Below are 23,748 nucleotides of genomic sequence, written 5' to 3'. Positions count from 1 at the left end.
TAATAAAATCTCTCAGGGGCGAGCAAGACAGGGCATGTCGGAAAGGAGATCCCCACGTCCTGGGTTCAGCACTGTACACCGTATCCCACAAGGGAAGTTATACTGACAAAGCCTTGATTCGACAGTGCCTGTTTTACCCTGTGCCGGTTCTCTCGAACCCACCAGAGCGATAACGTGTATTTGTACAGGAGCCTCGCCATAACGAGATCGTTGTAAAACGAGAGGGATAATACGCCTGTTTAAATTTAGTGCTCAGAAAATTAAATAATGTTTAAGAACGGTTTAGGTAAATCTTATTAATAAAATGTTGAGGGTTTATTTAAGGTTATTCATTTTAAATGGACAATTAAATTATTAACGGGGGAGGGGAAAATGACATGGTTTGATAACCTGCTGAATCATTTTGCGCTGTATCCGGCACATCTGTTTGTGCTGTTATTCGTGATGGCGCTGAGCAAATCGACGGTGCTGATCTCCTCCGTGCTGCCGCCCGCGTCGGTGATGCTGCTGGCGGGCATTACCGTCAGCCAGGGGAGCATGCATCCTGCGCTGACGTGGCTCGCCGTGGTGATGGGGGCAACGGCGGGTTCGGTGCTGAATTACCATATCGGCCAACTGATGGGGCATACCCGGATGGTCACGCGCTTCACCTCAAAGCATGCCAATAAGTTCCTGCGGGTCCAGCATCAGCTGCAAAAGAACGGGGTCATCGTGCTTTTTACGTCGCGCTTCCTGGCGGTGTTGCGTTACATCGTCCCGCTGGCGGCCGGGATGCTCAGGCTGAACGCCGTCAAGATCTACGCCGTCAGCCTGCTTTCCGCCTGTGCGTGGGCGGCGCTGTATGTCGGCGCGGTCACCGGCATCAGCGCCTTTTGAATTACAGGCTCCCCATTCCGCCGTCCACCAGCAGTTCCGTTCCCACCGTATAGCTCGACTCGTCGGAGGCCAGATAGAGTGCGGCTTTTGCCAGCTCGGTCGTCGAGCCCATTCTGCCCAGCGGCACCAGCTTAATGACCTCTGCCATCATCGCGTTAAGCGCCTCGTCGCTTAAGCCCGTTTTCGTAAACGCCGGGGTTTCCACCGGACCGGGACTCAGACCGTTGACGCGGATCCCGCGCGGCAGCAGCTCCGCCGAGAGTGTACGCGCCAGCGACAGCAGGGCGGCCTTGCTCGCGGCATACGCGCTGCTGGTGGGCAGGCCGATGCGCGCGCTCACGGAGCCGCAGAGGATCACCGAGGATGGGTTATTCAGCAGCGGCAGCAGCGCCTGAATTAAAAAGAACGGTCCCTTCAGGTTGATGCTCATCAGACGGTCCCAGGCCTCTTCCTGCCAGACTTCCAGCGGCGCGTGCGTTACGTCACCGGCGTTGAGAAAGACCGCATCCAGGCGTGGCCAGCGGGCGGTGAGGGTCTCCGCCAGCGCTTTTTGCGACGAAATATCGCCTGCGTCGGTTGGGATCACCCAGGCCTTATCGCCCAGAATGCGCTCTGCTTCGGCGAGGGTATCCGGGTTGCGTCCGGTCACGGCGACGCGCGCCCCTTCGGCGATAAACGCCTGCGCGGTGGCGAGACCGATACCGCTGGTGCCGCCGGTAATCAACGTATACTTATCGGTTAAACGACCCATGTTCTTCTCCTGAAATGTCTCTGGAGAAAGCACTATAGAAACGTTAGTATCGAAAGGAAACCAGGTACCAAATGGATACTAACGAGGCAAGAGGTGTGAAATGGCAGAGCTGCTGGAAGCGTGCTGCGAAAAAAAATCTGAGGCGTATACCTGCCCGATGACGCAGTTTGTGAATCTGATTTCCGGTAAGTGGGCGATCCCCATTCTCTATCGCCTGATTGTGTTCAATACGCCCGTTCGCTTTGGCGATCTGCTGCGGGCCGCTGCCCCTATCACCCAGAAAGAGCTGACAAAGCAGCTGCGCCTGTTTGAGCAGCGCGGGCTGGTGACGCGAACGGTCTACCCGGAGATCCCGCCGCGCGTGGAGTATCAGATCACCGAGCTGGGGCTAACCCTTCAGGACGCACTCTCGCCGCTGGCCGCCTGGATGAGCGAATACGGCGACCAGCTTCAGCGTTAGGCTACTGTTTTACGTAGCGCGGTGCCGGAATGCCGGTCCGCGCACTGTTGAACAGCTCAAGGCGCGCCGCTCCGTAGCGCGTCTCGAACAATCAGCAGCGACCACCAGTCGCCGATAATATCCAGCGAACGGGCGACGGGGCAGGTGCTCTCTTCAAGGCGGGTACGTTTCACAGCGAATTCTCCGGTGGGGTATGGTTTTTTTTATAAAACTCATCGGCACACGCCGTAAGCACGTTAATCATCAGTTTGAGAAATGCTTCCCGAAAAACCTGTCACGGATCTGTCACACTCAGGGCGACATTAAAAACGTGTGAGGAATTAGGGATGAGAAAAGCACTACTCGCAGTTGCCGTGGCAGGTACCCTTTCCGTGACCTTTGGCGCACAGGCGCAGGACACGCCGGACGGCTATCAGCTGGAACAGGTGCTCATCATGAGCCGCCACAACCTGCGCGCGCCGCTTGCCAATAACGGCAGCGTGCTGGAGCAGTCCACGCCGAAGCAGTGGCCGGAGTGGGACGTCCCGGGTGGACAGCTCACCACCAAAGGTGGCGTACTGGAAGTGTATATGGGTCACTATATGCGCGAGTGGCTGGCAGAGCAGGGGATGGTGAAGACGGGTGAATGCCCGCCAGCGGATACCGTCTATGCCTACGCCAACAGCCTCCAGCGCACCGTGGCGACCGCGCAGTTCTTTATCACCGGCGCGTTCCCCGGGTGCGATGTTCCTGTGCATCACCAGGAAAAAATGGGCACCATGGACCCCACCTTCAATCCGGTCATTACCGATAACTCCCCTGAGTTTCGCGAGAAAGCGCTGAAAGCGATGGAGACGGAACGGCAGAAAATGCAGCTGGATGAAAGCTACAAACTGCTGGAACAGCTGACAAACTACAGCGACTCGCCGTCCTGCAAGGAGAAAAAAGTCTGCTCCCTGACGGAGGCGAAAGATACGTTCAGCGCCGATTATGAAAAAGAGCCGGGCGTCTCCGGGCCGCTGAAGGTGGGTAACTCGCTGGTGGATGCGTTCACGCTACAGTATTACGAAGGCTTCCCGACAGACCAGGTGGCCTGGGGGGAAATCAAAACCGATCAGCAGTGGCGCGTGCTGTCGAAGCTGAAAAACGGCTATCAGGACTCGCTGTTTACGTCGACGGAGGTGGCGCAGAACGTGGCTAAACCGCTGGTGAAGTACATTGATAAAGCGCTGGTGACCGACCAGGCAAAAGCGCCAAAAATCACCCTGCTGGTGGGGCACGACTCTAACATCGCCTCGCTGCTGACCGCGCTGGACTTCAGGCCTTATCAGCTGCACGACCAGCAGGAAAGAACCCCGATTGGCGGTAAAATTGTCTTCCAGCGCTGGCATGACAAAAACACTAATCAGGAGCTGATGAAAATTGAGTATGTCTACCAGAGTTCAGAGCAACTGCGTAACGCCAGCGTACTGTCGCTGCAATCCCCTGCGCAGCGCGTGACGCTGGAACTGAAGGGCTGTCCGGTGGATGGCAACGGCTTCTGTCCTGTCGATAAATTCAATGCGGTGATGAACAACGCGGCGAAATAGAAGATAACCCCCCGCGTGGGCGGGGGGAACGTTCAGACGTTTTTACGTTCGATGGTTTGCTCGCCCCAGAACAGCGAGTCTTTGTCGGTTTTTTCGAAGGCGCGAACCAGCACTTCATCGTTGCCTTCTTCCCAAATCTGCTCAGCCAGCTTTTCGTCATAATTGGCGACTTCAAAGATGGCTTCGGCAATCTCCGGAGAGGTATTGCGTAAACTTGCCCATTCGCCCACGTGGTGAGCTTTGGATTCTTGAGTTGGCATACTTGTCCTCCTGTTGGGTTAGCCGTTCAGTTTTTTGGCAAGACCCGCGACGTATTCACCCTGATAGCGGGCGATTGAAAGTTCTTCATTGCTTGGCTGACGTGAACCATCGCCACCGGCAATGGTGGTCGCACCATACGGTGTCCCGCCACGAACCTGGGAAACATCGAACAGTTCCTGCGCGCCGTAGCCAATCGGCACAATCACCATCCCATGATGGGCAAGAGTAGTCCAGGTGGAGGTGATCGTCTGCTCCTGGCCGCCGCCCGTGCCGGTAGAGCTGAACACGCTGGCCAGCTTGCCGTATAACGCGCCGGAGGCCCAGAGCCCGCCCGTCTGGTCGAGGAAGGTGCGCATCTGGCCGGACATATTGCCGAAGCGGGTCGGGGTACCGAAGATAATGGCATCATAGTCCGCGAGCTCCTGCGGGGTGGCGACCGGGGCGTTTTGTGTTTTCCCCCCGGCTTTGGCGAAGGCTTCCGCCTGCATGGTTTCCGGTACGCGTTTAACCACGACCTCAACGCCGTCTACTCTGTTTGCGCCTTCTGCTACTGCGTGAGCCATGGTTTCAATGTGTCCATACATGGAATAATAGAGCACCAGAACTTTTGCCATTTTGCATCACTCCTCGTTGGTTTTTCTTACAGCGGATCGCTGCGTTCCTTTAAAGATATGACATCACAGCCAGACTGCAAAAATGAACGGCATTTCTTTGATATATAACAATATCTTTTGGTTACGCGCCTTGTAGCAAAATGAAACAACTTTCGCGGCGCGGATTTTCAAAATATAAGAATGGCTTATGAATGACTTCACCGATATTACATACGAAAGGCTGAGATCATGTTGCAGAATATTACCTCTCGCTTGCCGGATAGCCGCATTACACTAAGCTTAGTTTCACGCGGCACAGATAAAGGCACTGTCCTTGAGCCGCGAGGTGAAAGAATCCTCTTTTACTGAATGCAATATGATGTCTAATGTTTCACACTCTGGAGGTTAGAGATGGCAAACCATCGTGGTGGTTCAGGTAATTTCGCTGAAGACCGTGAAAGAGCATCAGAAGCAGGTCGTAAAGGTGGCCAGTCTAGCGGGGGCAACTTTAAAAACGACCCTCAGCGCGCATCAGAGGCTGGTAAAAAAGGGGGTAAAAATAGCCACGGCAGCAACAAGTAGTACGCCGGGTTAACTCCCTGCCGCCGGGTTTCCCGGCGGTTTTTTTATGTCTGCTACATTGAACTGTCATCAAAGGCATCGCACACTACAGGATTGATTCTTCGTGCTGGTGTCCCATGTCCGTTTCCCGTTTTACCTTCTCCATTAAGCCTCAGGAAGCCATCCTGATTTTGATCACCATGTTCTGGGGCGGAACCTTTCTTGCTGTTCAGTACGCGGTCACGATGAGCGATCCGTTTTTCTTCGTGGGGCTGCGCTTTGCAACCGCGGCGATTGCCGTGGCGCTTATTTCGCTGAAAATCCTGCGCGGGTTGACCCTGAGAGAGCTTAAAGCGGGTGTCGCCATTGGCGTGGCGATTGCCATGGGCTACAGCCTGCAAACGTGGGGGCTCCAGTCTATCTCCAGCAGTAAATCCGCCTTCATCACCGCCATGTACGTACCGCTGGTGCCGCTGTTGCAGTGGCTGTGCCTCGGCAGAATGCCGGGCCTGATGTCGTGCATTGGCATCGTGCTGGCGTTCATCGGCCTTATTTTATTAGCCGGGCCGGAAAATAATCTGCTGGCGCTGGGGCCGGGGGAGATCATCACTCTGGTGGGGGCCGTCGCCATTGCGGCAGAAATTATCCTGATTAGCGCCTGGGCAGGAAAAGTGGACGTCAAGCGGGTGACGGTCGTGCAGCTTGCCACCGCGTCGCTGGTGGCGTTCGCGACGATGGTGCCGGCAGGGGAGTCCGTCCCGCCGATGTCTACCGGGCTTATCGTCGTGGCGCTGGGGCTGGGCATTTTCAGCGCCATTATCCAGGTCACCATGAACTGGGCGCAGCGCAGCGTATCCCCGACACGGGCGACGGTCATTTACACCGGTGAACCGGTGTGGGCGGGTATTTTCGGGCGACTCGCCGGGGAGCGTCTGCCGCTGCTGGCGCTGGTGGGCGCGACGTTTATTGTTCTCGGCGTGCTGGTGAGTGAGTTAAAGCTCAGAAAGCGTCGGAATGCGGTGAACGATTTAACGGCCGAATAAGCTTTTGATTGAAATAAAGGGCAGGTTTAACTACGATGTGTACGGATGAAAACCGTACACGATAAATGAAACCATGCCAGCACTCAAAAAACAGCGTATCGATCTTCGCCTGTCGGACGAAGACAAAACAATGATTGAAGAAGCGGCAGCGATGACCAACCAAACGATCACCCAGTTTATGGTGAACAGTGCGTCAGAGCGTGCTGCCGAAGTCATCGAACAGCATCGGCGTCTCGTATTAAACGAAGCCTCATGGATTGCCGTTATGGATGCCATCGACAATCCGCCAGAGCCAAATGAACGCCTGAAGCGAGCGGCGAAACGTCTTCGAAACATGGAGTGAAGCGTCGTGGCAAATCTCACGATCGAAATGTTATCAGAGGGAACCGATTACGATTTCGGCGATTTCGATTGTGGTGAACCCTCGCTAAATGCCTTCCTTACCGAGCACCTGGTACGTCAGCACGGCGGGCGTATTTTACGCGGCTACCTGCTTAAAGAACGCGACCATCCGCGTGTCCTGGGCTATTACACACTCTCGGGAAGTTGCTTTGAAAAAGCGATGCTTCCTTCAAAGACTCAGCAGCGCCGCATCCCATACAGCAACGTCCCCAGCGTGACGCTGGGGCGTCTGGCTGTCCATAAAGAACTCCAGGGAAACGAGTGGGGAACAACGCTTGTCACACACGCTATGCGCGTTGTTTATCTGGCGTCGCAGGCTGTTGGCGTCCACGGAATTTTTGTGGATGCGCTTAACGAACGGGCCAAACGATTTTATCTGAAGCTGGGGTTTATCCCGTTGGCAGGTGAAAACAGCAGTTCGCTGTTCTTCCCCACGCAATCTATCGAACGACTGTTTGAGCAGGCGTGATCGCTCTTAAGGAACATGCACGTCGGGTAAGGCGTCGCCGTCACCCGACGTGCAGATCTCATGGATCCTGAGTCGCCACGGCGCCCTGCGGCGCGGCAGCCACCCGGCGGCTCAGCAGGGCATTGAGCAGGATCGCGCCGAAGGTCGCCGTGCCAATCCCGCCCACCGTAAATCCGCCCAGCGTCAGGGCGAAATCACCCGCCCCCAACACCAGCGTTACCGCCACCATGATCAGGTTACCGTTCTGGCTCAGATCAACATGATTCTGCACCCAGATACGTGCCCCTGCCACGGCAATCAGACCAAATACCACAATCGAGGCGCCGCCAATCACGGGGGCCGGGATGGTGTGGATCAATGCGCCGAATTTCGGGGAAAAGCCGAGCAGCATCGCCATCACCGCCGCCGCCACGAAGACCAGCGTCGAGTAGACTTTGGTCACAGCCATCACGCCGATGTTTTCCGCGTAGGTCGTCACGCCGCTGCCGCCGACCGAGCCGGAGAGCATGGTCGCCAGACCGTCTCCCACAAACGCCCGCCCCATATACGGATCCATATTGCGCCCGGTCATTCCCGCTACGGCTTTCAGGTGGCCCAGGTTTTCAGCCACCAGAATCACCGCGACAGGCGCGATGAGCATCATCGCCTGAGCGTTAAAGGTGGGTGAGGTCATCTGCGGCAGGCCGAACCAGGCGGCCTGGTGAATCAGTGTGAAATCAACCGGTTTGCCGAGACCGAACACGTTCGCCAGCAGCGCGTAGACCAGACAGGCCGCAATCAGCCCGACCAGGATCAGCAGACGCTGGATCATGCCGCGCGTAAAGACCGCCACCACGCCGATGCACAGCACCGTTATCACCGCCATCCAGCTTTCAAACGGCGAGCCGGATACGCTCTTCACCGCAATCGGCGCGAGGTTCAGGCCTATCGCCATCACCACCGCCCCGGTGACGACGGGGGGCATCATCCGCTCGATCCAGCGCGTGCCGACTTTCATCACCACCAGACCGGTCAGGGTGTAGACCAGCCCACAGGCGATAATGCCGCCGAGGGCCACGCTCAGGTTGGGGTTAATACCCTGACCGTTAAACCCGGTCGCTGCAATGACCACCCCCACGAAGGCGGCGCTGGAGCCCAGATAGCTGGGCACACGCCCGCCGGTGACAAAAAAGAACAGCAGGGTACCCATACCCGACATCAAAATGGCGAGGTTAGGATCCAGCCCCATCAGCATGGGCATCAGCACCGTCGCACCAAACATCGCGACCGCATGCTGCACGCCCATCACCATGGTCTGCCCGAGCGGGAGCCTTTCATCCGGCGCGACCACGCCTTCTTCTGTGGAGGTCGATTTCAACTGCCAGTGGGGAAGTCCGAACATGATCTGTCTCCTGAATGCGGATTAACAGGCGGGTCGCATAAGTGCGTGATAGCCGCGGTCGAACCACACCAGCCCTTGCGGCGCCGGGTGGCGTACAATGGATACGATGTCGCAAAACAGAATGTCGTGAGTGCCAACGCTCACCACCTGGCTGATGCGGCAGTCGAACGAGGCCAGCGCATTTTCCAGACGCGGGCAGCCCGTGTCGCCTGTCTGCCAGCGGGCAGCGGCAAAGCGGTCCGCCATCGGCGTTTTTCCGCCAAACAGGTTGGATAAAGGCTCCTGTCCGGCACTCAGCGTGTTAACGCACAGGGTGCGGTTCTCGCTGAAAATCGGCCAGACCGACGCGCCGCGGTTCAGGCACACCAGCAGGGTAGGCGGGGAATCCGTGACGCTGCATACCGCGCTGGCGGTGAAGCCCGCCAGGCCTGCCGGGCCGTCGGTGGTAATGATATTGACCGCTGCGCCGACGCAGGCCATAGCGTCGCGAAAGGTTTGTTTATCCGGTGTCATCACGTTCGCTCCTTACGCCAGCCCGCAGGCATCGTCAAAGGCCAGACGCGGCAGGCGTCCGTAAAGTTTGGTCGTATCGCCATAGCCGATGTTAATCAGCAGATTGCTTTTGAGTAGCGTGCCCGTGAAAAAGGCCGCGTCCACTTTTTCCCGGTCAAAACCCGACATCGGCCCGGTGTCCAGCCCGAGCGCGCGGCAGGCGAAAATCAGGTACGCGGCCTGCATTGAGCTGTTGCGAAAGGCGGTCTCTTCCGCCAGCGCGGGGCTGGAGGTAAACCAGCTTCTGGCATCGCCGTGTGGGAACAGTTCAGGCAGGCGCTCATAAAACTCGCTGTCCCAGGCGACAATCGCCGTGACCGGGGCAGTGAGCGTTTTCTCAAGGTTGCCGCTGGAGAGCGCCGGGCGCAGCTTCTCTTTTCCTTCCGGGCTTCGCACAAACACAATGCGCGCCGGGGAGCAGTTGGCGGACGTCGGCCCCCATTTCATCAGGTCATAAATCTCGCGCAGCGTCTCGTCACTGACCGGTATATCCAGCCAGCCGTTATGGGTACGTGCGCCGGTAAACAGCGTTTCCAGCGCGGCGGGCGTGATGGCTTCGCTCATTCAAGCTCCTTACAAAGCGGGTTCTGGGCTGTGCAGCAGGCTGGCAAGCCCGTTCAGCAGCAGAGTGTTAAAGATGTCCGGCGCGGTCACATTGCAGGCATGCCCGCCCTGGCGCATGACCGTTTTGCGGGCGTGCGGGAGGGCGGCGTGCAGTTCAGCGGAGCAGACGGACGGCACCAGCAGATCGTCGGTGGAACAGATAATCTGTACGGGGCAGCGAACGCGTGCAGCGTGGCGGCTGAAATCGGCCTGTTTCAGGGCATGCAGCCTGCGCAGCAGATTGGCTTTGCCCTGAAAATGGGCCAGCGCCAGCGCGTGCTCGGCCTCCAGCCGCGGGGCGCGGGCGGCCATCCAGTCTGCCGGGTAGAGGAACAACGGCTGTGCCTCTACCCACGCCTGCGCGCCGCCCGCATGCAGCAGACGTTCGCGAACGTCAAAACAGCGGCGGGTATGGGCATTGAGGGTCAGCCAGCCGTTGACGCAGACCAGCGCGGTGAGGGCGTCGGGCTTATCGATGGCCAGCCGCAGGCCGACCAGCGCCCCCAGCGCGTGGCCGACCACGCAGTAACGGGCGATCCCGGCCTCGGCTAACGCCAGCGCAAGCTCGTCGGCCATGTGTGCGAGGGTGTAGTCTTCCGGCAGGGTATCCGGGTTATTCCCCGTGCCCCGCTGGTCGTAGCACACCACCTGATACTCCTGCCCCAGCACGGCGAGCTGGGGCAGCCAGTAGCTGCCGCTGCCGCCGAGCCCGGCAATCAGCACCACCACGGGCGCGCCCGCAAAGGGGGGCGGTGAAATGGACAGTTTCATGGCCGCCTCACTTCGCGATGTGCGCAACGGTGGCAATTTCAACCAGCGCTTCGGGCTTTACCAGCCCGCACTGGATGCAAAACCGCGCCGGTTTATCGCCGGGGAAAAACTCCGCGTAAATCTCGTTAATCGCGGCGTAGTTTTTCCAGTCGGTGATAAAGATGCTGTTGAAGGTCACGTCCTCCATAGTGCCACCCGCCGTTTCGATCACGGTTTTGATCGTCTCCAGCACGTGGCGGGTTTGCGCCTTTGGGTCATCGATAAACACCACGTTGTTGTCTTTATCAAACGGCAGCGTGCCCGATACATACACCACGCCGTCGGCGAGGGTGCCGGGCACAAACGGGGCAATCGGGGTGCTGGTGCCCGGCGGAATAATCACGGATTTCGGCATAGCGGTTCTCCTCAGGCGATGCGGGCGAGCGGGGGATCCAGCGCGTCGCAGAAATCATTGACGTTACTGACCCAGCCAAAAAAGGTTTCGATATTGAACAGGGCGGCTTTCTGGGCAAAATCCGGCCCGGCCTGATGGGTGGCATCCTCCAGCACCACCCCAAAATACTCGAGGAAAAAGCCGTCGCGCAGGGTCGACTCCACGCACACGTTGGTGGCAATGCCCGTAAAGACCAGATGGCGAATGCCCCGGCTGCGCAGCAGGCTGTCGAGCGGGGTATTGAAAAAGCCGCTGTAGCGCGGTTTCGGCAGCACGATATCGCCGGGTTCCGGTACCAGCTCATCCACCAGCTGATAATCCCAGCCGCCTTTCGCCAGCAGCGTGCCCTGGAGTTCGGGCCGTTGGCGCATGGTTTTCAGGGCGTTGGATTTGTGAAAGTTGGGGGAACCTGGACCGCCAGCCTCGACGTACTGGTCGTCCCAGCCGTTCTGGAACCAGACGATCAGCATGCCCGCAGCACGCGCGGCGCTCACGGCGGTTTTGATGTTCTCAATCACCGGCTGCGTGGTGGAGACGTCAAACCCGGCCAGATCCAGATACCCGCCTTTACTGGCATAGGCGTTTTGCATATCCACCACGATCAGCGCGCTGCGCTGCGCGTCAAAGGTAAGGGCTTCCGGGCGAGCGTTGAGGGTCGTCATTACGCCACCTCCTTCGTCACGGCAGGGATGTGGGCGCGGCACTGCATCAGCGGCTGAATGCGCTCGCCGAAGGTTTCCACGCCGGTGAGAAAATCATCGAAGGTTAGCAGCACGCCTTCGGCGCCGGGCACGGCAGCCACTTCGTCGAGCATTCTGGCGACGCTGGCATACGAGCCAACCAGGGTGCCCATGTTGATATTGACGGCAGACGTCGGGTCGGCCATCTGGCGAACGTTGGTGTCCGCGCCGGAGCGGGTATCCTTCTGGCTCTGCTCGGTAAGCCAGCTCAGCGCTTCGTCATCCGCGCCGTCCTTGTATCGTTCCCATTTGGCGCGCGCGGCGTCGTCGGTTTCGTCGGCAATCACCATAAACAGCACGTAGGAGCCCACGTCGCGCCCGGTTTTGTCGGCGGCCGCTTTCATGCGTGCCGCGGTGGGCGCGAAGGCGGCCGGGGTGTTAACGCCTTTGCCGAAGCAGAAGTTGAAGTCGGCGTATTTCGCCGAGAATTCCATTCCCGCGTCGCTCTGCCCGGCGCAAATCACCTTCATCGGCACCGACGGCTGCGGACTGACGCGGCAGTCGTTCATGGTAAAGAAGTCGCCTTTGAAATCGCTTTTGCCGGTGCCCCATAGATCGCGCAGCACCTGCACATATTCAGTCAGGTAGTCGTAGCGACGGGAGAAGTAATCGTCCCCCGGCCAGATCCCCATCTGCTCGTACTCCGGCTTTTGCCAGCCGGTGACCAGGTTAACGCCAAAGCGCCCGCCGGAGATGGAGTCGATGGTGGAGGCCATCCGCGCCACGATTGCCGGGGGAAGGGTAAGGGTGGCGGCAGTGGCGTAAATCTGGATGCGCGAGGTTACCGCCGCCAGACCCGCCATCAGGGTGAAGGACTCCAGGTTGTGGTCCCAGAATTCGGTCTTACCGCCGAAACCGCGCAGCTTGATCATCGAGAGCGCAAAGTCGAAGTGGTAGTGCTCCGCTTTCTGCACGATGGCTTTATTCAGCTCAAAGGTCGGCATGTATTGCGGGGCAGTGGTCGAGATAAGCCAGCCGTTGTTGCCGATCGGTACAAATACGCCAATTTTCATCACGAACCTCTCTTCATTACGTCGCAGGTGTCACGATGTTTTTGCAAAGGCAGTGCCAGTTTTGAAAATCACTTTGTTATTAATGTGTTAAATGATGGTTGTTAAAATTAACAGCGAAAATGTGGACTGGATGGTCAAAATCATTGCACAGAAAACAGGCACTCATGCGCGCTGAGGGTGCAGAAGGTCGTGGCGAGACGGGGGTTTTGCTATGCTGAGCGCAGGACAGAAAATGGAGAGCGAAAATGACACAAGGCGCAGTGAAAACACCCGGTAAACGTTCGCAGGCGGTGAGCGCCAAGAAACAGGCGATCCTCAGCGCTGCGCTGGAGACATTTTCGCAGTTTGGTATTCACGGCACGCGCCTTGAGCAGGTGGCCGAGCAGGCCGGGGTGTCCAAAACCAATCTGCTCTACTACTACCCGTCAAAAGAGGCGCTCTATATCGCGGTGATGCAGCAGATCCTCGATATCTGGCTGGCACCTCTCAAGGCGTTTCGCGAAGAGCTGGCCCCGCTGGTGGCGATAGAGGAGTACATACGCCTGAAGCTGGAGGTATCGCGTGATTACCCGCAGGCATCAAGGCTGTTCTGCCTGGAGATGTTGCAGGGCGCGCCGCTGTTGCAGGCGGAGCTGACGGGAGATCTAAAGCAGCTGGTGGACGATAAATCGGCCATTATTGCCGGATGGGTCGCCAGCGGAAAACTGGCGCCCGTCGATCCGCATCATCTGATCTTCATGATTTGGGCCTCAACCCAGCACTACGCTGACTTCGCGGCCCAGGTCGAGGCGGTGACTGGTAAAACGCTCCAGGACGAGGCGTTTTTCCAGAGCACCCTGGAAAACGTACAGCGGATGATTATCGAAGGGATCCGCGTGCGCTAGTTTCCCGGCGGAAGAGGACAGCTTAAGTCGCCCTCTTCACACTGCATCAGCGTGGCCAGAAACGCTTCGCGCTCCGCGGTTTTCTCCGCCAGACATTGGTTAACAATCATTGGCTGAACGCTCCCGCCTTCCGTACCCGAACCGATAAACGCACAGTCCGCGTCGCGCAGGCTAATCCACGCCTGCTGCGCCTTTTTCAGTAGATCGCGCTGAGGCGCTGCCGCACGTTTGATGGCGGCCTGATACGTCTCGTTGAGCTTTTTATCGGCGGCCTGGTACTGCTGCGCGCTACAGGTGTTCAGTTCAAGCTGGGTGGTCGCGTTATCGCACTCGTCGGCCAGCGCGCTGGCGCTCATGAGCAGGGCTGCACCTGCGAGAAATACTCTTTTCATCATCCCCTCCATGTAAAAAGCCGGATACGCTGTGCTTATCCGGCCTGGGCTGTTTTGTCGCCCCGGTAAGCGTAGCGTCACCGGGGAGAGTTTACACGATTAACCGATTGTCATCAGGCTGGCGTTACCTCCCGCCGCCGCGGTGTTGACGCTGAGCGAGCGCTCAACGTACAGACGCTCCAGCAGCAGGTTGGTCTCCCCGCGGGCGAAGCCCTGCACCGAGACAATCGCGCCGCTGCGGGCCGCAACCTGCTCGCACAGTTCGCGCAGCTGGTCGGAATCACCGTGGTAGATCACCGCGTCAAACGGCTGGGTCAGCAGGGCATCGGCCTTCGCAAAGCGAATGCGGGCCGAGACCGCTTTTGGCAACTGTTTGGCGAGGTCGCGATGCAGGGCATCTTCCGGCCACAGCACCTCACAGCCCGTTGCCGTTGCGGCTGCCAGCTGCACCAGCGCATCCTCCTCGTTATCCGCCACGCACAGCACACGCTCGCGCGGCATCAGCGTCCAGGTGTTGCGCTCACCGGTTGGACCCGGCAGCAGACGCTGTGTTCCCGCCTGCGCCAGCTCGCCGTACTGCTGTGCAATCGCATGCAGCTCGGGACGATTTTCAGCCCACTTAATCAGCGCGTCCAGCGGCTGGGTCAGCACGGCTTTCACCTGCGCATCCACCGGATATTCCGCGTCCTGACGCGCCAGCGTCACGCCCAGCGCATTTTCCGGACGGTTTGCCAGCAGGCGGTACAGATAGAGCGGACCGCCCGCTTTCGGGCCGGTGCCGGAGAGACCTTCACCGCCGAACGGCTGCACGCCCACGACCGCGCCAACCATGTTGCGGTTGACGTACAGGTTGCCGACTTTAGCATTGCCGGTCACCTGGGCAATGGTTTCGTCGATACGGGTATGCACGCCAAGCGTCAGGCCGTAACCCGAGGCGTTGATCTGATCGATCAGCTCGTTGAGGTTGTTACGGTTGTAGCGCACCACGTGCAGTACCGGACCGAAGACCTCTTTTTTCAGCTCGTCGAAGCTTGCCAGCTCAATCAGCGTTGGCGGCACGAAGGTGCCGGTCTGCCACTCGCGGGCATCTTCGCTGTTCTCGCGCACCGCCTGGAACACCGGACGGCCTTTGGCACGCATGGTCTGAATGTGGTTTTCAATGTTGGCTTTGGCTTCCGCGTCGATCACCGGCCCGATGTCGGTAGTGAGACGGCCCGGGTTGCCCATGCGGCATTCCGCCATCGCACCGCGCAGCATCTTCAGCGTGTGGTCAGCCACGTCATCCTGTAAGCACAGTACGCGCAGGGCGGAACAGCGCTGGCCCGCGCTGTCGAAAGCAGAGGCCAGAACGTCAACGACGACCTGCTCGGTGAGTGCGGAGGAGTCCACGATCATGGCGTTCATGCCGCCGGTTTCAGCGATCAGCGGGGTAGGACGGCCCTGCGCATCCAGACGGGTGGCGATGTTGCGTTGTAGCAGGGAGGCCACTTCGGTAGAACCGGTAAACATCACGCCGCGTACGCGGTTATCGGAGGTCAGTTTGGCCCCGACCGTTTCACCGCGCCCTGGCAGCAGCTGCACCACGCCCGCCGGTACGCCCGCTTCCAGCAGAATGTTGATGCCCTGGGCGGCAATCAGCGGGGTCTGCTCTGCCGGTTTCGCCAGCACGCTGTTGCCTGCGGCCAGCGCCGCGGCAATCTGGCCGGTGAAGATCGCCAGCGGGAAGTTCCACGGGCTGATACACACCACCGGGCCGAGCGGACGGTGGGTTTCGTTGTCGAAATCATCGCGCACCTGACCGGCGTAGTAGTGCAGGAAGTCGACCGCCTCGCGCACTTCGGCGATGGCGTTGCTGAAGGTTTTACCCGCTTCACGCACCAGAATGCCAATAAGCTGCTGCATCTGATCTTCCATCAGCACCGCCGCGCGTTCCAGAATGGCGGCACGCTCCTGCGGCGGGGTGGCAAACCAGATTGGCGCGTTGTTCACCGCGCTCTCCAGGGCCTGCTCCACTTCCGCTTCCGTGGCTTCGCGCACGTAGCCGACGATATCCTTCGGCTCTGCCGGGTTGATCACCGGCTGCATTTCACCGTCCTCAACGGACTGCTCAAGGATCGGCCTGGCCTGCCACTTCTGCAATGCGCTGTTTAGCAGGGCAGAAGAGAGCGACGCCAGACGGTGTTCGTTGGCGAGATCCAGACCCGCCGAGTTGACGCGACCTGCACCATACAGCTCGCGCGGCAGGGCAATCTTCGGATGCGGCAGACCAATCTGGCCTTCCTGCGCCGCCATCTTCTCAACGGCCTGTACCGGATCGGCCACCAGTTCGTCCAGCGGCAGGGTGGTATCGGCGATGCGGTTAACGAAGGAGGTGTTCGCCCCGTTCTCCAGCAGACGACGCACCAGGTAGGCCAGCAGGGTTTCGTGGGTACCTACCGGGGCATAGATTCGGCACGGACGGTTCAGCTTGCCGTCGGCCACTTTACCGGTCACTTGCTCGTACAGCGGTTCACCCATGCCGTGCAGGCACTGGAACTCGTACTGGCCCGGATAGTAGTTCTGACCCGCGAGGCTGTAGATCGCCGCCAGGGTGTGGGCGTTGTGGGTGGCGAACTGAGGATAAATCAGGTTCGGCACGCCGAGCAGTTTTTTCGCGCAGGCGAGGTAAGAGACGTCGGTATAGACCTTGCGGGTATAGACCGGATAACCTTCCAGACCTTCCATCTGGGCGCGTTTGATTTCGCTGTCCCAGTAGGCGCCCTTCACCAGACGGATCATCAGGCGGCGACGGCTGCGGCTGGCCAGGTCAATCAGGTAGTCAATGACGAACGGACAGCGTTTCTGGTAGGCCTGGATAACGAAACCAATCCCGTTCCAGCCCGCCAGCTCCGGCTCGAAGCACAGTTTTTCCAGCAGGTCGAGGGAGATCTCCAGACGGTCCGCCTCTTCGGCGTCGATGTTGATGCCGATGTCATACTGGCGCGCCAGCAGGGTCAGGGACTTCAGGCGCGGGTAGAGTTCTTCCATCACCCGGTCGTACTGCGCACGGCTGTAGCGCGGGTGCAGGGCGGAAAGCTTGATAGAGATGCCCGGACCTTCATAAATACCGCGACCGTTGGACGCTTTACCGATGGCGTGGATCGCCTGCTGGTAAGAGACCATGTAGGCCTGCGCGTCGGCGGCGGTCAGCGCCGCTTCACCCAGCATGTCGTAGGAGTAGCGGAAGCCTTTGTCTTCCAGCTTACGGGCGTTCGCCAGCGCTTCGGCAATGGTTTCCCCGGTGACGAACTGCTCGCCCATCAGGCGCATCGCCATGTCCACGCCCTTGCGGATCAGCGGCTCGCCGCTCTTGCCGATGATGCGGTTCAGAGAGCGCGACAGGTTGGCTTCGTTATGGGTGGAGACCAGCTTGCCGGTAAACAGCAGGCCCCAGGTGGCGGCGTTAACGAACAGGGACGGACTGCGGCCAATGTGGGAGTGCCAGTTGCCGTTACTGATTTTGTCGCGGATCAGGGCATCGCGGGTGGCTTTATCCGGAATACGCAGCAGCGCTTCCGCCAGACACATCAGCGCCACGCCTTCCTGCGAGGAGAGGGAGAACTCCTGCAACAGACCCTGCACCATACCGGCGCGTCCGCTGGCGGTTTTCTGGTTACGCAGCTTGTCGGCGAGCTGATACGCGAGGCTGTGCGCCTGAGCGGCAACGGCTTCCGGCAGGCGCGCCTGCTCCAGCAGCATCGGCACGGCGTCGGTTTCGGCACGGCGGTAGGCGCCGGTAATGGCGGCGCGGCTGACGGACTGCGGCAGGATCTGCTCGGCAAATTCGAGGAACGGCTGGTGGTTCTCTTCAACGGCCGTCGCGGCCTCTTCGCTTTCGTTCGCTGCGCCCGCCAGCAGGGCAGGCAGCTCCGGCAGGCCTTCTTCACTCTCCAGTCTTTCCAGATAGTTAAAAATCGCCTGCTTGATTAACCAGTGCGGTGTGCGGTCGATGCGGGTCGCAGCGGTTTTAATCCGTTCGCGGGTAGCGTCATCCAGCTTAACCCCCATGGTGGTCATCCCCATGCCAAAACTCCTGTTGTTCTGTAATAGCGTTCTGTTGATAGCGTGAAATATCCACCATGTTGCAACTTTGTGCAACCGTGTTAAATGTGACCTGGTCTGCAAGCTGGAAAATGAATGGATTGTTAACGATTAGTTAGCTGTGAAAAAGAACGTGCGGCCGTTTCTGAGCCCAGTTTTTATGCGGTGCTTAACACTTTTTAAAGGTGCAACCCGTAAAAGCGTGAGCGAGTGCAACCTATAGGAAAGACGTATAAAACCAGGGATGAAATTCATGTAAATGCAGTGTTAAATCGTTTGTCAGTGGGATGCGTATACGGCAGGATAGCGCGCCCAACGGAAACACATACACACATCACTACGTTCCGGTGATGACATAACAAGGCAACCCGGACGGTTGTCGCTCGACATTTTGGAGAATTTGAATGGCTATTAGCACACCGATGCTGGTGACATTTCTCGTTTATATTTTTGGCATGATCCTGATAGGGTTTTTGGCATGGCGTTCCACTAAAAACTTTGACGACTACATCCTCGGCGGGCGCAGCTTAGGCCCGATGGTCACCGCACTCTCTGCGGGCGCTTCCGACATGAGCGGCTGGCTGCTGATGGGGCTGCCGGGCGCGATTTTCATCTCCGGTATCTCCGAAAGCTGGATCGCCATCGGCCTGACCGTTGGCGCGTGGATCAACTGGAAGCTGGTGGCAGGCCGTCTGCGCGTGCACACCGAAGCCAACAACAACGCCCTGACGCTGCCGGACTACTTCACCGGACGCTTTGAAGATAACAGCCGTATCCTGCGCATTATCTCCGCGGTGGTGATCCTGCTGTTCTTCACCATCTACTGTGCCTCCGGCATCGTGGCGGGCGCGCGCCTGTTCGAAAGCACCTTCGGCATGAGCTATGAAACCGCCCTGTGGGCCGGCGCCGCAGCAACCATCCTCTATACCTTCGTGGGCGGATTCCTGGCGGTAAGCTGGACCGATACCGTGCAGGCGAGCCTGATGATCTTCGCCCTGATCCTGACTCCGGTGATTGTCATTTTCACCGTCGGCGGCTTTGGCGAATCGCTGGAAGTGATCAAGCAGAAGAGCATCGAAAACGTCGATATGCTGAAAGGGCTGAACTTCGTCGCCATTGTCTCTCTGATGGGCTGGGGCCTGGGCTACTTCGGCCAGCCGCACATTCTGGCGCGCTTCATGGCGGCGGATTCTCACCACACCATCGTTCACGCGCGTCGCATCAGCATGACGTGGATGATCCTGTGTCTGGCGGGGGCGTGTGCGGTCGGCTTCTTCGGTATCGCGTACTTCAACAACAACCCGGCGCAGGCGGGCGCGGTGAACCAGAACGCCGAGCGCGTGTTCATCGAGCTGGCGCAGATCCTGTTCAACCCGTGGATTGCCGGTATTCTGCTCTCCGCGATCCTCGCGGCGGTGATGTCCACCCTGAGCTGTCAGCTGCTGGTGTGCTCCAGCGCCATCACCGAAGACCTCTACAAAGCGTTCCTGCGTAAGGGCGCGAGCCAGAAAGAGCTGGTGTGGGTAGGGCGCTTTATGGTGCTGGTGGTTGCGCTGGTGGCGATTGCGCTGGCGGCAAACCCGGAAAACCGCGTCCTGGGGCTGGTGAGCTACGCCTGGGCGGGCTTCGGTGCGGCATTTGGTCCGGTGGTGCTGTTCTCTGTACTGTGGTCACGCATGACCCGCAACGGCGCGCTGGCGGGGATGATTATCGGTGCGGTAACCGTTATCGTCTGGAAACAGTTCGCGTGGCTGGGCCTGTACGAAATCATTCCAGGCTTCATCTTCGGCAGCCTCGGTATCGTGGTGTTTAGCCTGCTGGGTAAAGCGCCGTCTGCGTCTATGCAGAAACGCTTTGCGGAGGCGGACGCGCACTATCACTCAGCGCCGCCGTCTAAGCTCCAGGCTGAGTAATTTTCCCCTCACCCTAACCCTCTCCCCGGTGGGGAGAGGGGATAGTCCTTTCACCTATGTGAGTCTTCATCAATGAGAATTAAAACAGGGTTAATGGTGGCAGCATTCGTGATGCTGGCGGGCTGTAGCGCACCCGCACAGCACGCGGCGGTGGAAACCTGCAAAGCAGAAAATCAGATGCAGCAGACCACGCTTTATTTCGGCTTAAACCGTCCTGCCGGGGCGCAAATCACAGGCAACGAATGGCAGCAGTTTGTCGACCAGGACGTGACGCCACGCTTTCGCGATGGTTTAACGGTATTTGATGCGCGCGGTCAGTGGCTGGGGAATGATGGAAAAGTGGCGCGCGAGCCGAGCAAGGCATTGATGCTGATCCACGCTAAAGACGCGCAGAGTGAGAAGAATATCGAAGCGTTGCGCGGGATCTATAAGTCACGCTTCGCGCAGGAGTCGGTGATGCGGGTCGACCAGCCGGTGTGCGTGCAGTTTTAATGAAAACGGCGGGAAATCCCGCCGTTGTTTTATCGTAGGCCCGTGCAAGCGAAGCGCCGCCGGGCACAAAACTTACAGCACCAACCCCGCAAAGCTTGCCGACAGCAGGCTTACCAGCGTTGCCCCGTATACAAGGCGTAAACCAAACCGCGACACCACGTTACCCTGTTGCTCATTCAGACCTTTTATTGCCCCCGCCACAATGCCAATGGAAGCGAAGTTAGCGAACGACACCAGGAACACGGACAAAATACCCAGCCCGCGCGGTGACATTTGATGGGCTATTTTTTGCAGCTCGATCATCGCCACAAATTCATTCGCCACCAGCTTGGTTGCCATAATGCTCCCCGCGTTTAAGGCATCGCTCAGCGGAATACCAATAAGCCACGCCAGTGGATAAAACACATAACCCAGAATCTGCTGGAAGCTCATGCCAAATATGCCGGAGAAGAGGGCGTTAATGGCGCTAATAAGGGCGATAAAGCCAATCAGCATCGCCAGAATAATCATCGCCACCTTAAAACCGGCCAGAATATACTCGCCCAGCATTTCAAAGAAGCTCTGGGATTCGTGCAGTTTTTCCAGCCTGATATCCGGCTCCGCTTCCGGGCGGGCCGGGTTAATAACCGAAAGAATAATAAAGGTGCTAAACATGTTCAGGATCAGCGCCGCGACGACAAATCTGGCGTCGAGCATAGTCATATAGGCCCCGACAATCGACAGCGAAACCGTCGACATGGCCGTGGCAGCCATCGTAAACAGACGACGCGAGGAGAGATCGCCCAGCACGCCTTTGTAGGCAATGAAGTTTTCCGACTGACCGAGGATCAGCGAACTCACCGCGTTAAAGGATTCCAGCTTGCCCATGCCGTTCAGTTTTGACAGCAGCGTCCCGATCACCCGAATAAAGATCGGCAGAATACGCCAGTGCTGAAGAATACCAATCAGTGCCGAGATAAAAATAATGGGGCAGAGCACGCCAAGGAAAATGAACGCCAGCCCTTTTTCCCCCATCCCGCCAAAGACAAAATTCGTCCCTTCGGCAGCGAATTTAAGCAGCGACTCAAAGAAACCGGAGACGTATTTAATAATAAACAGGCCGCTTTCTGCGTGGAGGAAAAAGAACGCCAGCGCGATTTCGATCACGATCAGCTGTAAAACGAAACGAATACGAATTTTTCGGCGGTCGAAACTCACCAGCCAGGCGAGCGCAAGAATAATCACCAGCGCCAGCAGGAAATGGACAATTTTAAACATGGCTTATTTTCAGTTGGTTTTCGAGGAGGACATTTAGCCACAGCCCCGGTTAACCGTAAATGGGCATTTTCGTTATACCTTATAAACGTAACGGTTACTCAGGCAATTATTACTTCGCAATGCGTTTACATCTGGTCATCAAAACGCAACACATTTCGCTTGTTTTTCTTGTTGCCGTAATGATAATCACTATCACAAGAATTTACTTTTCTTTGCATCAGTTGACCGCGATAAACATTTAAGGTGTCGGCATGTTTGTTCCTTTTCTCATTATGTTACGTGAAGGCCTTGAAGCGGCCCTGATTGTTAGCCTTATCGCCAGTTATCTGAAGCGTACCCAGCGCGGACGCTGGATTGGCGTGATGTGGGTTGGGGTTTTCCTTGCTGCGGCGCTCTGCCTGGGCCTCGGTATCCTCATCAACGAAACCACCGGGGAGTTCCCGCAGAAAGAGCAGGAGCTGTTTGAAGGGATCGTCGCCGTAATTGCGGTGGTGATCCTCACCTGGATGGTGTTCTGGATGCGCAAGGTATCCCGTAACGTGAAGGTACAGCTTGAGCAGGCGGTGGATAACGCCCTGCAAAAAGGCAACCACCACGGCTGGGCGCTGATCATGATGGTCTTTTTCGCCGTGGCGCGTGAAGGCCTGGAGTCTGTGTTCTTCCTGCTCGCGGCTTTTCAGCAGGACGTGGGCATCTGGCCGCCGCTGGGCGCGGTGCTCGGGCTAGCCACGGCGGTTGTGCTTGGCTTCCTGCTCTACTGGGGCGGCATTCGTCTTAACCTGGGCGCGTTCTTCAAGTGGACCAGCCTGTTTATTCTGCTGGTGGCCGCGGGGCTGGCGGCAGGGGCGATCCGCGCCTTCCACGAAGCGGGTCTGTGGAACCACTTCCAGGACGTGGCGTTCGATCTCAGCAACGTCCTGTCGACCCATTCACTGACCGGTACACTGCTCGAAGGGATCTTCGGCTACCAGGAAACGCCGAGCGTCAGCGAAGTGGCGATGTACTTTATCTATCTGGTTCCGGCGTTGATCCTGTTCGCTATGCCGCCGCGTACCGGCTCGCAGACGTCGCGCGTAGCGCCGTAAGTGCTGTTTTAGTTACAACATACTTTTAAAGGGAAGAGTCATGGCCATTCAGTTCCGTCGTAGTGCGTTATGCGCAGGCATTGCCGCGCTGTTCGTGTCTGCCTTCACCGCTCAGGCGGCAGATATTCCGCAGGTAAAAGTCACCGTCAACGATAAACAGTGCGAGCCGATGACCATCACGGTTAACAGCGGTAAAACGCAGTTTATTATTCAGAACCACAGCCAGAAGGCGCTGGAGTGGGAAATCCTGAAAGGCGTGATGGTGGTGGAAGAGCGCGAGAATATCGCGCCGGGTTTCAGCCAGAAGATGACCGCAAATCTTCAGCCCGGGGAATATGACATGACCTGCGGCCTGCTGACTAACCCGAAAGGTAAGCTGATCGTCAAAGGCGCAGCGACGGCGGACGCGGCCAAAGGCACGGCGCTGCTGAGCCTCGGCGACGCCATTACCGCCTATAAAGCCTACGTCACCAAAGAGACAGCGGACCTGGTGGCAGGCACCAAAGCCTTTACCGACGCGGTGAAAGCGGGCGACATCGAAAAAGCGAAATCCCTGTATGCGCCTACCCGTCAGCACTACGAGCGCATTGAGCCGATTGCCGAACTGTTCTCTGACCTCGATGGCAGCATTGACGCCCGTGAAGACGACTACGAGCAGAAGGCCGCCGATCCGAAATTCACCGGCTTCCACCGTCTGGAAAAAGCCCTGTTTGGCGATAACTCCACCAGTGGGATGGAGAAATACGCCGAGCAGCTCAACAGCGACGTGCTGGAGCTGCAAAAACGCATCAGCGAGCTGGCATTCCCACCGTCGAAAGTGGTGGGTGGCGCAGCGGGCCTGATTGAAGAAGTGGCCGCCAGCAAAATCAGCGGTGAAGAAGATCGTTACAGCCACACCGACCTGTGGGACTTCCAGGCGAACGTCGACGGCGCACAGAAAATTGTCGAGCTGCTGCGGCCTAAGCTGCAAAAAGAGAACGGCGAGCTGCTGGCGAAAGTGGATGCCAACTTTAAGAAAGTTGACGCTATCCTGGCGAAATACCGCACCAAAGACGGGTTCGAAACCTACGACAAGCTGACCGATGCTGACCGTAACGCGCTGAAAGGCCCGATAACCACCCTGGCGGAAGATCTCTCCCTGCTGCGTGGCGTACTGGGTCTGGATTAA

General features: G+C 58.1%; 25 protein-coding genes, 1 pseudogene and 1 riboswitch. Of the genes and pseudogenes, 12 read left to right on the top strand and 14 right to left on the bottom strand.

Translation table 11 applies throughout. From position 1 onward, the window contains the following. Positions 1-43: 43 nt before the first annotated feature. A riboswitch (M-box (ykoK) riboswitch) is annotated at positions 44-213 on the bottom strand. Between the two features lie 159 nt (positions 214-372). After that, the gene (locus ACOTYH_RS02505; protein WP_086524392.1) at positions 373-876 is read left to right on the top strand and encodes a DedA family protein; all 504 of its coding nucleotides are present in this window, start codon (positions 373-375) and stop codon (positions 874-876) included. 1 nt (position 877) lies between these two features. On the opposite strand, the gene ACOTYH_RS02500 is transcribed toward ACOTYH_RS02505, so the two are convergent. Next, complete coding sequence (locus ACOTYH_RS02500) at positions 878-1,627, bottom strand: SDR family oxidoreductase (protein WP_069595750.1); 750 nt, start codon at positions 1,625-1,627, stop codon at positions 878-880. Between the two features lie 100 nt (positions 1,628-1,727). On the opposite strand from ACOTYH_RS02500, the gene ACOTYH_RS02495 reads away from it, so the two are divergent. Continuing rightward, positions 1,728-2,087 carry a winged helix-turn-helix transcriptional regulator gene (locus ACOTYH_RS02495; RefSeq protein WP_017384779.1) on the top strand — a complete coding sequence of 120 codons (360 nt, stop codon included), beginning with the start codon at positions 1,728-1,730 and terminating at the stop codon, positions 2,085-2,087. Positions 2,088-2,158: 71 nt separating this feature from the next. Here the strand turns inward: ACOTYH_RS02495 and ACOTYH_RS02490 are convergent. After that, positions 2,159-2,260: pseudogene (locus ACOTYH_RS02490) on the bottom strand (winged helix-turn-helix transcriptional regulator); the annotation flags it as partial. A gap of 153 nt (positions 2,261-2,413) precedes the next feature. Between ACOTYH_RS02490 and agp the strand changes: the two are divergent. Then, positions 2,414-3,655 carry a bifunctional glucose-1-phosphatase/inositol phosphatase gene (gene agp / locus ACOTYH_RS02485; RefSeq protein ID WP_017693667.1) on the top strand — a complete coding sequence of 414 codons (1,242 nt, stop codon included), beginning with the start codon at positions 2,414-2,416 and terminating at the stop codon, positions 3,653-3,655. A gap of 32 nt (positions 3,656-3,687) precedes the next feature. Here agp and ACOTYH_RS02480 read toward each other — a convergent pair whose 3' ends face one another. Continuing rightward, positions 3,688-3,915, bottom strand: coding sequence for a YccJ family protein (locus ACOTYH_RS02480; protein ID WP_006809324.1), 228 nt, complete (start codon positions 3,913-3,915; stop codon positions 3,688-3,690). 18 nt (positions 3,916-3,933) lie between these two features. Continuing rightward, positions 3,934-4,530, bottom strand: coding sequence for an NAD(P)H:quinone oxidoreductase (gene wrbA, locus ACOTYH_RS02475; protein ID WP_006809323.1), 597 nt, complete (start codon positions 4,528-4,530; stop codon positions 3,934-3,936). A 390-nt stretch (positions 4,531-4,920) separates the two neighbouring features. Between wrbA and ACOTYH_RS02470 the strand changes: the two genes are divergently transcribed. From ACOTYH_RS02470 to ACOTYH_RS02455, 4 genes are all read left to right on the top strand, one after another. Then, a complete protein-coding gene (locus ACOTYH_RS02470) occupies positions 4,921-5,091 on the top strand; it encodes a general stress protein (RefSeq protein WP_001273664.1) in 171 nt (56 codons plus the stop codon). Between the two features lie 116 nt (positions 5,092-5,207). Continuing rightward, positions 5,208-6,113, top strand: a complete 906-nt coding sequence (locus ACOTYH_RS02465) for a DMT family transporter (protein ID WP_421637533.1) — start codon at positions 5,208-5,210, stop codon at positions 6,111-6,113. Positions 6,114-6,186: 73 nt separating this feature from the next. After that, positions 6,187-6,456, top strand: coding sequence for a DUF1778 domain-containing protein (locus tag ACOTYH_RS02460; protein ID WP_015570876.1), 270 nt, complete (start codon positions 6,187-6,189; stop codon positions 6,454-6,456). 6 nt (positions 6,457-6,462) lie between these two features. Beyond that, positions 6,463-6,984, top strand: a complete 522-nt coding sequence (locus ACOTYH_RS02455) for a GNAT family N-acetyltransferase (RefSeq protein WP_032670168.1) — start codon at positions 6,463-6,465, stop codon at positions 6,982-6,984. Between the two features lie 58 nt (positions 6,985-7,042). Here ACOTYH_RS02455 and rutG read toward each other — a convergent pair whose 3' ends face one another. Genes rutG through rutA form a run of 7 tightly spaced genes read right to left on the bottom strand, consistent with a single transcriptional unit; the run spans position 7,043 to position 12,477 of the window. Continuing rightward, positions 7,043-8,365: a pyrimidine utilization transport protein G gene (gene rutG, locus ACOTYH_RS02450; RefSeq protein ID WP_032670921.1), complete on the bottom strand. Its 1,323-nt coding sequence runs from the start codon at positions 8,363-8,365 to the stop codon at positions 7,043-7,045. Between the two features lie 21 nt (positions 8,366-8,386). Then, positions 8,387-8,878: an NADH-dependent FMN reductase RutF gene (rutF, locus tag ACOTYH_RS02445; RefSeq protein WP_015570873.1), complete on the bottom strand. Its 492-nt coding sequence runs from the start codon at positions 8,876-8,878 to the stop codon at positions 8,387-8,389. A gap of 12 nt (positions 8,879-8,890) precedes the next feature. After that, a complete protein-coding gene (locus ACOTYH_RS02440; protein WP_017693662.1) occupies positions 8,891-9,481 on the bottom strand; it encodes a malonic semialdehyde reductase in 591 nt (196 codons plus the stop codon). A gap of 9 nt (positions 9,482-9,490) precedes the next feature. Further along, positions 9,491-10,291, bottom strand: a complete 801-nt coding sequence (rutD, locus tag ACOTYH_RS02435; RefSeq protein WP_023296287.1) for a pyrimidine utilization protein D — start codon at positions 10,289-10,291, stop codon at positions 9,491-9,493. Between the two features lie 7 nt (positions 10,292-10,298). Further along, a complete protein-coding gene (rutC, locus tag ACOTYH_RS02430; RefSeq protein ID WP_015570870.1) occupies positions 10,299-10,685 on the bottom strand; it encodes a pyrimidine utilization protein C in 387 nt (128 codons plus the stop codon). Positions 10,686-10,696: 11 nt separating this feature from the next. Then, the gene (gene rutB / locus ACOTYH_RS02425) at positions 10,697-11,386 is read right to left on the bottom strand and encodes a pyrimidine utilization protein B (RefSeq protein WP_058689480.1); all 690 of its coding nucleotides are present in this window, start codon (positions 11,384-11,386) and stop codon (positions 10,697-10,699) included. Beyond that, positions 11,386-12,477 carry a pyrimidine utilization protein A gene (gene rutA / locus ACOTYH_RS02420; protein ID WP_003858092.1) on the bottom strand — a complete coding sequence of 364 codons (1,092 nt, stop codon included), beginning with the start codon at positions 12,475-12,477 and terminating at the stop codon, positions 11,386-11,388. Before rutA ends, rutB begins: the two co-directional genes overlap by 1 nt. 245 nt (positions 12,478-12,722) lie before the next feature. Between rutA and rutR the strand changes: the two genes are divergently transcribed. Continuing rightward, a complete protein-coding gene (gene rutR / locus ACOTYH_RS02415) occupies positions 12,723-13,361 on the top strand; it encodes an HTH-type transcriptional regulator RutR (RefSeq protein WP_003858090.1) in 639 nt (212 codons plus the stop codon). Here rutR and ACOTYH_RS02410 read toward each other — a convergent pair. Further along, entirely contained in the window at positions 13,358-13,753 is a 396-nt protein-coding gene (locus ACOTYH_RS02410; RefSeq protein ID WP_017384770.1) for a lysozyme inhibitor LprI family protein, read from the bottom strand. The genes rutR and ACOTYH_RS02410 overlap by 4 nt on opposite strands. Before the next feature lie 99 nt (positions 13,754-13,852). After that, positions 13,853-17,815 (bottom strand): trifunctional transcriptional regulator/proline dehydrogenase/L-glutamate gamma-semialdehyde dehydrogenase, encoded by a 3,963-nt coding sequence (gene putA / locus ACOTYH_RS02405; RefSeq protein ID WP_015570863.1) that lies wholly within the window; start codon positions 17,813-17,815, stop codon positions 13,853-13,855. Between the two features lie 422 nt (positions 17,816-18,237). On the opposite strand from putA, the gene putP reads away from it, so the two are divergent. Next, a complete protein-coding gene (putP, locus tag ACOTYH_RS02400; RefSeq protein WP_017384768.1) occupies positions 18,238-19,746 on the top strand; it encodes a sodium/proline symporter PutP in 1,509 nt (502 codons plus the stop codon). A gap of 72 nt (positions 19,747-19,818) precedes the next feature. Then, positions 19,819-20,238 (top strand): DUF3574 domain-containing protein, encoded by a 420-nt coding sequence (locus ACOTYH_RS02395; protein ID WP_033487255.1) that lies wholly within the window; start codon positions 19,819-19,821, stop codon positions 20,236-20,238. Positions 20,239-20,310: 72 nt separating this feature from the next. Here the strand turns inward: ACOTYH_RS02395 and ACOTYH_RS02390 are convergent, their stop codons facing one another. Beyond that, positions 20,311-21,495 (bottom strand): NupC/NupG family nucleoside CNT transporter, encoded by a 1,185-nt coding sequence (locus ACOTYH_RS02390; protein WP_131492736.1) that lies wholly within the window; start codon positions 21,493-21,495, stop codon positions 20,311-20,313. A gap of 251 nt (positions 21,496-21,746) precedes the next feature. Here ACOTYH_RS02390 and efeU point away from each other — a divergent pair, with 251 nt between their 5' ends. Both efeU and efeO read left to right on the top strand, forming a co-directional pair. After that, positions 21,747-22,580, top strand: coding sequence for an iron uptake transporter permease EfeU (efeU, locus tag ACOTYH_RS02385; RefSeq protein WP_017384765.1), 834 nt, complete (start codon positions 21,747-21,749; stop codon positions 22,578-22,580). Positions 22,581-22,620: 40 nt separating this feature from the next. Further along, entirely contained in the window at positions 22,621-23,748 is a 1,128-nt protein-coding gene (gene efeO, locus ACOTYH_RS02380; RefSeq protein WP_421637532.1) for an iron uptake system protein EfeO, read from the top strand.

The organism is Enterobacter cloacae complex sp. SHL001, from assembly GCF_049236825.1.
GTDB classification, from domain to species: domain Bacteria; phylum Pseudomonadota; class Gammaproteobacteria; order Enterobacterales; family Enterobacteriaceae; genus Enterobacter; species Enterobacter hormaechei_C.
Note: the sequence above shows the minus strand (reverse complement) of the source record. Positions and strands in the feature narration are given on the sequence as shown.

Excerpts from the sequence above, each read along its gene's own strand:
- ACOTYH_RS02505 (WP_086524392.1), top strand. The coding sequence starts at position 373 with ATGACATGGTTTGATAACCTGCTGAATCATTTTGCGCTGTATCCGGCA.
- ACOTYH_RS02500 (WP_069595750.1), bottom strand. The coding sequence starts at position 1,627 with ATGGGTCGTTTAACCGATAAGTATACGTTGATTACCGGCGGCACCAGC.
- ACOTYH_RS02495 (WP_017384779.1), top strand. The coding sequence starts at position 1,728 with ATGGCAGAGCTGCTGGAAGCGTGCTGCGAAAAAAAATCTGAGGCGTAT.
- agp (WP_017693667.1), top strand. The coding sequence starts at position 2,414 with ATGAGAAAAGCACTACTCGCAGTTGCCGTGGCAGGTACCCTTTCCGTG.
- ACOTYH_RS02480 (WP_006809324.1), bottom strand. The coding sequence starts at position 3,915 with ATGCCAACTCAAGAATCCAAAGCTCACCACGTGGGCGAATGGGCAAGT.
- wrbA (WP_006809323.1), bottom strand. The coding sequence starts at position 4,530 with ATGGCAAAAGTTCTGGTGCTCTATTATTCCATGTATGGACACATTGAA.
- ACOTYH_RS02470 (WP_001273664.1), top strand. The coding sequence starts at position 4,921 with ATGGCAAACCATCGTGGTGGTTCAGGTAATTTCGCTGAAGACCGTGAA.
- ACOTYH_RS02465 (WP_421637533.1), top strand. The coding sequence starts at position 5,208 with ATGTCCGTTTCCCGTTTTACCTTCTCCATTAAGCCTCAGGAAGCCATC.
- ACOTYH_RS02460 (WP_015570876.1), top strand. The coding sequence starts at position 6,187 with ATGCCAGCACTCAAAAAACAGCGTATCGATCTTCGCCTGTCGGACGAA.
- rutG (WP_032670921.1), bottom strand. The coding sequence starts at position 8,365 with ATGTTCGGACTTCCCCACTGGCAGTTGAAATCGACCTCCACAGAAGAA.
- rutF (WP_015570873.1), bottom strand. The coding sequence starts at position 8,878 with ATGACACCGGATAAACAAACCTTTCGCGACGCTATGGCCTGCGTCGGC.
- ACOTYH_RS02440 (WP_017693662.1), bottom strand. The coding sequence starts at position 9,481 with ATGAGCGAAGCCATCACGCCCGCCGCGCTGGAAACGCTGTTTACCGGC.
- rutD (WP_023296287.1), bottom strand. The coding sequence starts at position 10,291 with ATGAAACTGTCCATTTCACCGCCCCCCTTTGCGGGCGCGCCCGTGGTG.
- rutC (WP_015570870.1), bottom strand. The coding sequence starts at position 10,685 with ATGCCGAAATCCGTGATTATTCCGCCGGGCACCAGCACCCCGATTGCC.
- rutB (WP_058689480.1), bottom strand. The coding sequence starts at position 11,386 with ATGACGACCCTCAACGCTCGCCCGGAAGCCCTTACCTTTGACGCGCAG.
- rutA (WP_003858092.1), bottom strand. The coding sequence starts at position 12,477 with ATGAAAATTGGCGTATTTGTACCGATCGGCAACAACGGCTGGCTTATC.
- rutR (WP_003858090.1), top strand. The coding sequence starts at position 12,723 with ATGACACAAGGCGCAGTGAAAACACCCGGTAAACGTTCGCAGGCGGTG.
- ACOTYH_RS02410 (WP_017384770.1), bottom strand. The coding sequence starts at position 13,753 with ATGAAAAGAGTATTTCTCGCAGGTGCAGCCCTGCTCATGAGCGCCAGC.
- putA (WP_015570863.1), bottom strand. The coding sequence starts at position 17,815 with ATGGGGATGACCACCATGGGGGTTAAGCTGGATGACGCTACCCGCGAA.
- putP (WP_017384768.1), top strand. The coding sequence starts at position 18,238 with ATGGCTATTAGCACACCGATGCTGGTGACATTTCTCGTTTATATTTTT.
- ACOTYH_RS02395 (WP_033487255.1), top strand. The coding sequence starts at position 19,819 with ATGAGAATTAAAACAGGGTTAATGGTGGCAGCATTCGTGATGCTGGCG.
- ACOTYH_RS02390 (WP_131492736.1), bottom strand. The coding sequence starts at position 21,495 with ATGTTTAAAATTGTCCATTTCCTGCTGGCGCTGGTGATTATTCTTGCG.
- efeU (WP_017384765.1), top strand. The coding sequence starts at position 21,747 with ATGTTTGTTCCTTTTCTCATTATGTTACGTGAAGGCCTTGAAGCGGCC.
- efeO (WP_421637532.1), top strand. The coding sequence starts at position 22,621 with ATGGCCATTCAGTTCCGTCGTAGTGCGTTATGCGCAGGCATTGCCGCG.